This is a genomic window from Amycolatopsis sp. lyj-109 (genome assembly GCF_046548995.1).
In the GTDB taxonomy this organism is placed as follows: Bacteria; Actinomycetota; Actinomycetes; order Mycobacteriales; family Pseudonocardiaceae; genus Amycolatopsis.
Genome location: NZ_JAJPWR010000023.1, coordinates 126692 through 133089, shown reverse-complemented (window position 1 = coordinate 133089; position 6398 = coordinate 126692). Strand labels below are relative to the sequence as shown.

Annotated in this window: 6 protein-coding genes, 1 rRNA gene and 1 pseudogene; 4 read left to right on the top strand and 4 right to left on the bottom strand. The window is 71.7% G+C overall.

From position 1 onward, the window contains the following. Nucleotides 1-134 precede the first annotated feature (134 nt). A 5S ribosomal RNA gene (rrf, locus tag ACLJQF_RS38150) occupies nt 135-251 on the top strand. A gap of 55 nt (nt 252-306) precedes the next feature. On the opposite strand, the gene cobF is transcribed toward rrf, so the two are convergent. Continuing rightward, on the bottom strand, nt 307-1074 hold the full coding sequence (gene cobF / locus ACLJQF_RS38145; protein WP_410615143.1) for a precorrin-6A synthase (deacetylating): 768 nt from the start codon (nt 1072-1074) through the stop codon (nt 307-309). Nucleotides 1075-1152: 78 nt separating this feature from the next. On the opposite strand from cobF, the gene ACLJQF_RS38140 reads away from it, so the two are divergent. The 3 genes from ACLJQF_RS38140 to ACLJQF_RS38130 are packed head-to-tail and all read left to right on the top strand — an operon-like array spanning nt 1153 to nt 3766. Beyond that, on the top strand, nt 1153-1359 hold the full coding sequence (locus tag ACLJQF_RS38140) for a heavy-metal-associated domain-containing protein (RefSeq protein WP_191307862.1): 207 nt from the start codon (nt 1153-1155) through the stop codon (nt 1357-1359). Beyond that, nucleotides 1356-3428 (top strand): heavy metal translocating P-type ATPase, encoded by a 2073-nt coding sequence (locus ACLJQF_RS38135; protein ID WP_410615142.1) that lies wholly within the window; start codon nt 1356-1358, stop codon nt 3426-3428. Before ACLJQF_RS38140 ends, ACLJQF_RS38135 begins: the two co-directional genes overlap by 4 nt. Before the next feature lie 56 nt (nt 3429-3484). Then, the gene (locus ACLJQF_RS38130) at nt 3485-3766 is read left to right on the top strand and encodes a metal-sensitive transcriptional regulator (RefSeq protein WP_370966750.1); all 282 of its coding nucleotides are present in this window, start codon (nt 3485-3487) and stop codon (nt 3764-3766) included. Here the strand turns inward: ACLJQF_RS38130 and ACLJQF_RS38125 are convergent. The 3 genes and pseudogenes from ACLJQF_RS38125 to ACLJQF_RS38115 form a co-directional block, all read right to left on the bottom strand. Beyond that, nucleotides 3763-4412 (bottom strand): annotated as a pseudogene (locus ACLJQF_RS38125) (CPBP family intramembrane glutamic endopeptidase). The gene ACLJQF_RS38130 and the pseudogene ACLJQF_RS38125 sit on opposite strands and share 4 nt — an antisense overlap. 144 nt (nt 4413-4556) lie before the next feature. Beyond that, nucleotides 4557-5492 (bottom strand): M protein, encoded by a 936-nt coding sequence (locus tag ACLJQF_RS38120; RefSeq protein WP_410615141.1) that lies wholly within the window; start codon nt 5490-5492, stop codon nt 4557-4559. A gap of 120 nt (nt 5493-5612) precedes the next feature. After that, a complete protein-coding gene (locus ACLJQF_RS38115; protein WP_410615140.1) occupies nt 5613-6332 on the bottom strand; it encodes an MgtC/SapB family protein in 720 nt (239 codons plus the stop codon). Nucleotides 6333-6398: the final 66 nt, after the last annotated feature.

Sequence of the window (6398 nt, the reverse complement as noted above, 5' to 3'; positions counted from 1 at the left end):
AATGGAAGCACAGTAATGTGTTGTCGAGTTGACTGGTACTAATAGGCCGAGGACTTGTCTACAAAGATGTTACGCATCCACTCTACGGTTCTGAAACACCACACCAGCACATGGTGTGTGTTGTTTCAAGATGTTTCGGTGGTTATAGCGTCAGGGAAACGCCCGGTCCCATTCCGAACCCGGAAGCTAAGCCTGACAGCGCCGATGGTACTGCAACCGAAGGGTTGTGGGAGAGTAGGACACCGCCGAACTTACTTGAACGGAAGGCCCCGGTCGAGAACCCCACGGTTCTCCCGGGGCCTTCCGCTATTCCCGGGCCGGCCGCCGGAGCAGGTACGTGTCCATGATCCAGCCGCGCCGCTCCCGCGCCTCCGCCCGCACCTCACGGATGTGCGCCGCCAGCGCCGGGGTGAGCGGACCGGACAGCAGGATCTCGTCCGGCGTGCCGATGTAAGCGCCCCAGAAGATGTGCAGGCCCTCCGACGTGAAGCGGTCGAACGTCGTGTGGGCGTCCAGCAGCACGAACACGTCGTCGACGCCCTCCGGCCAGCCCGTCGCCAATCGGCGGCCAGTCGTCAGCTGGACCGCGCGGCCGATCTGGTTCATCGTCGTCCGGTGCCGGGCCACCAGCGCCGAGATGCTGCTGATGCCCGGGACGACCTCGTACTCGAACTCCACGTTCCCCCGGGCCAGCACCGCCTCGATCAGCGCGATCGTGCTGTCGTACAGCGACGGGTCGCCCCACACCAGGAAGGCGCCGGATTCGGCGGGCCCCAGTTCCGAGCGGATCAGGTCCTCGTACACGGCCGCGCGGGCCGCGTGCCAGTCGGCGACCGCGGCCCGGTAGTCCGCCGGGGTCCGGTCGCGGGGCGGGTCCTCCGCCAGCACCACGCGGTAGCCAGGGCGCGTCACGAACCGGTCGAGGGTCTCCTGCCGCAACCGGACCAGGTCGCTCTTCTCCGCCCCCTTGTCGAGCACGAAGAACACGTCGACGCGGTTGAGCCGGTCGATGGCCTGCACCGTCAGGTGCTCCGGGTCGCCGGCGCCGATCCCGATCGCGTAGATCTTCCGCATGCCGGGAGTGTGCCGGGGGCGATCGGTGAACCCCTACCCCCGATGGGTATAAAGGAAGGAGAGCGAAAGGAGCGGGAGATGGCCGAAGCGACCTACACCGTCGAGGGCATGACCTGCGGGCACTGCGCCACCTCGGTCCGCGAGGAGGTCTCCGAGATCGACGGTGTCCAAAGCGTGGACGTCGACGTCGAGAGCGGCCGCGTGACCGTGACCAGCGACGCGCCGCTGACCACTGACGCGGTCGCCGCCGCCGTCACCGAGGCCGGCTACCGCCTGGTCGCGTGAACTCCACCGAGGTGTCGGCCGCGGCCCGCGTCGAGCTCGCCATCGGCGGGATGACGTGCGCGTCCTGCGCGGCTCGCGTCGAGCGGAAGCTCAACAAGGTCGACGGCGTGACCGCGACGGTCAACTACGCCACCGAGAAAGCCCAGGTCAGCTACCCGAGCGGGCTGTCAGTCGACGACCTCAAGGCCGTCGTCGAAGCCGCCGGCTACTCGGCACGGCTGCCCGAGCCCGAGGCGCCGGATGACACACGCGAGCTGCGCAAACGTTTGCTGGTGTCTGCCTCGCTCACTGTCCCGCTGGTCGTCGTCGCGATGGTCCCGGCCTGGCAGTCCGCGGCCTGGCCGTGGGTGTCGCTCGTCCTCGCCGCCCCGGTCGTGACCTGGGGCGCGTGGCCGTTCCATCGCGCCGCCGCGGTCAACCTGCGGCACGCCACCGCCACGATGGACACGCTGATCTCACTCGGCGTCGTCGCTTCCGTGGCCTGGTCGCTGTACGCGCTCGTTTTCGGCGACGGCCACCACCACCTGTACTTCGAGGTGGCCGCCGCGGTCACCACGTTCATCCTGGCCGGCCGCCACTTCGAGACGCGGTCGAAGCGCCGGGCCGGCGCCGCCCTCCGCGCCCTCATGGACCTCGGGGCGAAGGACGTCACCGTGCTCCTCGACGGCGAAGAGCACCTCGTCCCGATCAAGGACTTGCAGGTCGGTGACGTCTTCGTGGCCCGGCCCGGCGAGAAGATCGCCACCGACGGCGTGGTCACAGAAGGCGGGTCGGCGGTCGACACCAGCATGCTGACCGGCGAGTCGGTCCCGGTCGAGGTCGGTCCGGGCGACGCGGTCACCGGTGCCACCGTCAACGTCGGCGGGCGGCTGCTCGTGCGCGCCACGCGCGTCGGCGCGGACACCCGGCTGGCGCAGATGGCGCGGCTCGTCGAGTCGGCGCAAAACGGCAAGGCCGAGGTCCAGCGCCTGGCCGATCGGGTCTCGGCGGTGTTCGTCCCGGCGGTCGTCTTCGCCGCGCTGGCGACCCTCGTCGGCTGGCTGGCGACCGGCGGCTCGGCGGACGCGGCGTTCACCGCGGCCGTGGCCGTGCTGATCATCGCCTGCCCGTGCGCGCTCGGCCTCGCGACGCCGACGGCACTGCTCGTCGGCACCGGCCGCGGTGCGCAGCTGGGCATCCTGATCAAGGGGCCCGAGGTGCTCGAGTCGACCCGGCGCGTCGACACCGTCGTGCTCGACAAGACCGGCACCGTCACCACCGGCCGGATGACGCTCGTCGAGGGCGACGGCGAGGTGCTCCGGCTCGCGGGCGCCGTCGAGGCCGCTTCCGAACACCCGATCGGCCGCGCCATCGCCGACGCCGCCCGCGAGCGCTTCGGCGCATTGCCCGCCGTCACCGAATTCCGCAGCACGCCGGGTGTCGGCGTGGCAGGGGTGGTCGAAGGACGCGTCGTCAGCGTCGGGCGGGCGCCGGGTGGCGACGTGACCACGGTCGGGGTGACCTGGGACGGCGAGCTGCACGGGACGCTGGCCGTCGCCGACACGATCAAGCCGACGTCCGCGCGGGCCGTCGCCGAATTGCGGCAACTCGGCCTGGAGCCGATCCTGCTGACCGGTGACAACGCGGGCGTGGCGCGGGCGATCGCCGCCGAAGCCGGGATCGGCGAGATCGTCGCCGAGGTGCTGCCCGAGGGCAAGGTCGACGTCGTCAAGCGGCTGCAGGCGGAGGGCCGCGTGGTGGCGATGGTCGGTGACGGCGTCAACGACGCGGCCGCGCTCGCGCAGGCCGACCTGGGCCTGGCGATGGGCACGGGCGCCGACGCGGCCATCGAAGCCGGCGACCTGACGCTGGTGCGAGGAGACCTGCGGGCCGCGGCCGACGCGATCCGGCTGGCCCGCCGCACCCTCGCCACGATCAAGGGGAACCTGTTCTGGGCGTTCGCCTACAACGTGGCGGCGCTGCCGCTCGCGGCGCTCGGCCTGCTCGACCCGATGATCGCGGGGGCGGCGATGGCCTGCTCGTCGGCCTTCGTGGTGAGCAACAGCCTGCGGTTGCGCCGGTTCCGCTGACACCCCGGGAGGGTATAGTCGGGGTGAGGAATGCCGACGACGGGGACAGGTGGGCGATGACGGGTTACAGCACCGAGCGGGAAGCCTATCTGAAGCGCCTGCGCCGGATCGAGGGTCAGATCCGCGGGCTGCAGCGCATGGTCGAGCAGGACAAGTACTGCATCGACATCCTGACCCAGGTCTCCGCGGCGACGAAGGCGCTGCAGTCGTTCTCGCTCGAACTGCTCGACGAGCACCTGGCCACCTGCGTCGTCCAGGCGGCCGCGGCGGGCGGCGAGGAAGCCGATCTGAAGGTCCGGGAAGCTTCGGACGCCATCGCGCGGCTGGTGCGGTCCTAGCGGACCAGCACGGCCAGGGTGAGGCCGCCCGCGTTCGTCGTGAAGTGCACGATCACCGACGCGAGCACGCCCCGGCCGAGGTGGCGCCACCAGTGCAGGAAGATCCCGGCGACGCCCGCCGCGGCCATCGCCAGCACCTGCAGCACCACCACCGGCGTCGAGCCGAACACGGCGTGCACGGCGGCGTTGCGGCCGATGGCGAGGGCCGGCAGCGCGTGCCAGAGCCCGAACAGCGCGGCCGAGCACAGGATCGGCGGCCAGCGCCACCGGTCGTCGTCCGCGCCGAACAGACCGGGCAGCACACCGCGGAACGCGACCTCCTCGATCAGTACCGTGCCGAACAGGATCCGGCCGCAGGTCAGCCACAGCAGCTGCGCGAAATCGGGGTCGCCGACGCGGCCGTCCTGGTAGACCGTGCGCAGCGACGGCACGGCCAGCGCGATCCCGAAGACGACCGCCACCGAAGCCGCGCCGGCCAGGCCGACGAGCGCGGGACGCCGGAGCCGGCTCAGCCCAGGTCCGTCCACGAGCAGCCGGCCGCCCGGCCCAGCGCGACCAGCACGAGCGCCGCCACCAGCCCGCACACCGGGTACGCCCAGCCGGGCAGCACGCGGTTGGCCAGCGTGGTCGACGCGGCGAGCGTCATGACCGCGGCGACCAGCGCGAACACCCGCCGCGGGGGGAACGGCGCGGCTTCGGTCAAGGACCGGCTCCCGCGGTCCCGGTGAAGCCACCGTGGGGACTGCCGACCGTCACGACGTCCTGACCTGCGCCGATGCCGCGGCGCAGGTCAACCTACCGCGTCGGTGAGGTCGTCCGCCGGTGACCGGCGCTGGATCGGCACTCTTTTCGACATCGGCAGGGTGGCTTCCGGGTCGAACGACGCGGGACGGTCGTCGAGGGCGACGGCCGCGTCGGCCAGCAACGCCCGGCAGCCCGTCAGGCTCGCCTTGAGCTTGTCGCGGACCTCCGCGAGGGCCGTGACCTCGCGTTGCGCCGCCTCGACCAGGGATTCGCCGTGCTTGGTCGCGTCGGTGACCAGCTTCTCGGCCTTCTCCCGGGCCGCGGCCAGCTCGGTTTCCGCGGTCGTGACCAGGGTTTCGCCGTGTTGCCGCGCTTCGGCGACCACCTGGTCGGCCTTCGCTCGGGCGGCCGCAGACTGCTCGCCCAGCTCGCGCATCGCGTCGGCGCGGCGCACCGTCATCGCGCGGGTGTGGTCCTCTTCCAGCTGGGCACGGCGGTGTGCCGCGGCCTCGTCGAGTTCCTTGCGACGCTGCTCGGCCGCGCGCAGGAGTTCCTCGTGCTCGGCGCGCTGCCGCTCGCGTTCGGCCTCCGCCTCGGCGACCAGCCGGCGTTCCTTCTCCGTGAGCCGGACGGCCTCCGCCTCGGCCTCCCGGCGGATCCGCTCCGCGGTTTCCGTTGCCGCCGCGGTGATTTCGGCCGCTTCCTCGCGGGTCAGCTCGATCATCCGGCGGGAGCGCTCCTGCAGGGCGTCCGCGGGGATCGGGGTCATGCTGATCCGGTCGATCTTGACACGCAGCTCGTGGTTCTCCTCGGCGAGCGCGGTCCCGCGGCGCCGCGCGGAGTCCCGCTCCGCGGTGAGTCTGCGGATCTCGGCCTCGGCCCACGCGACGTACTCCGCGACCTGGGCGCGGTGAAAACCGCGCCACGCCAGGTCGAATCCGGGCTGCGTGTTCGCCACGTCCTCGCCGCCGCCGGGGGCCATGCCTCACCTCCGAATTGGATGGTTTCTCCTGGGCCGCACGTTTTCCTTGCGGCACCGGGGATTTCCGTGTGCACCCCAGTGTGCCGCAAACCCGCCTCCGCGCGCTGCCCGGGCGGCCGATCATTCGTCGAGCGGTTCTCCGAGACCGGTGGACGTGCTCCGGACGCCGGGCAGCTCGGCCAGTTCGGCGGCCAGGTCGTAGAGATCACCGCGGCCGTCCAGGCGCAGCGTCACGACCGCGATCCGTTGCCCCTCTTCGGAAACGGATTCGTGGTCGACCTCGACGTGGTGCACCGCCCACCCGCGCCCGGTGCACACGGCCAGCGCCGCGCGCAGCACGCCGTGGCCGTCGAGGTAGCTCAGCCGGACCACCGGTGGTTCCCGGCGGTGCCGGGCCACGAACCGCTGCAGCGGCGGGAAGCCCCGGGTCACCACGAAATGCCCGATCGTCGTGCCGGCCGCGAGCACCGGCAGCCCGGCCCCGCACGCCGTGCCGACCGCGGCGGTCAGCCAGATCGTCGCCGCCGTGGTCAGCCCGCGCACCGCGTCCCGGCGGACGAAGATCAGCCCGCCGCCGATGAAGCCGATGCCGGAAACGATCTGGGCGGCGATCCGCGACGGGTCGAGCGAGACGTGCTCGAAGCCGAGCAGATCGGCGAAGCCGTACTTCGACACCAGCATGAACACGGCCGAGCCGACGCCGACCAGGCTGTGCGTCCGCAGCCCGGCGGCCTTCATGCCGGCCTCGCGTTCGAGCCCGATGGCGACGCTCAGCAGGAGTGCGAGCAGGACCGGCGGCAGCAGGCTCCACTGCGCCGGCGTGGACCACAGGGTGGGCAAGTTCGTGACCTCCAGGGTTTCCGGTGGCCGGCAAGCGGGGAGAACCGCGGCGCCGTCACCTGGGCA

Excerpts from the sequence above, each read along its gene's own strand:
- ACLJQF_RS38130 (WP_370966750.1), top strand. The coding sequence starts at position 3,485 with ATGACGGGTTACAGCACCGAGCGGGAAGCCTATCTGAAGCGCCTGCGC.
- cobF (WP_410615143.1), bottom strand. The coding sequence starts at position 1,074 with ATGCGGAAGATCTACGCGATCGGGATCGGCGCCGGCGACCCGGAGCAC.
- ACLJQF_RS38120 (WP_410615141.1), bottom strand. The coding sequence starts at position 5,492 with ATGGCCCCCGGCGGCGGCGAGGACGTGGCGAACACGCAGCCCGGATTC.
- ACLJQF_RS38140 (WP_191307862.1), top strand. The coding sequence starts at position 1,153 with ATGGCCGAAGCGACCTACACCGTCGAGGGCATGACCTGCGGGCACTGC.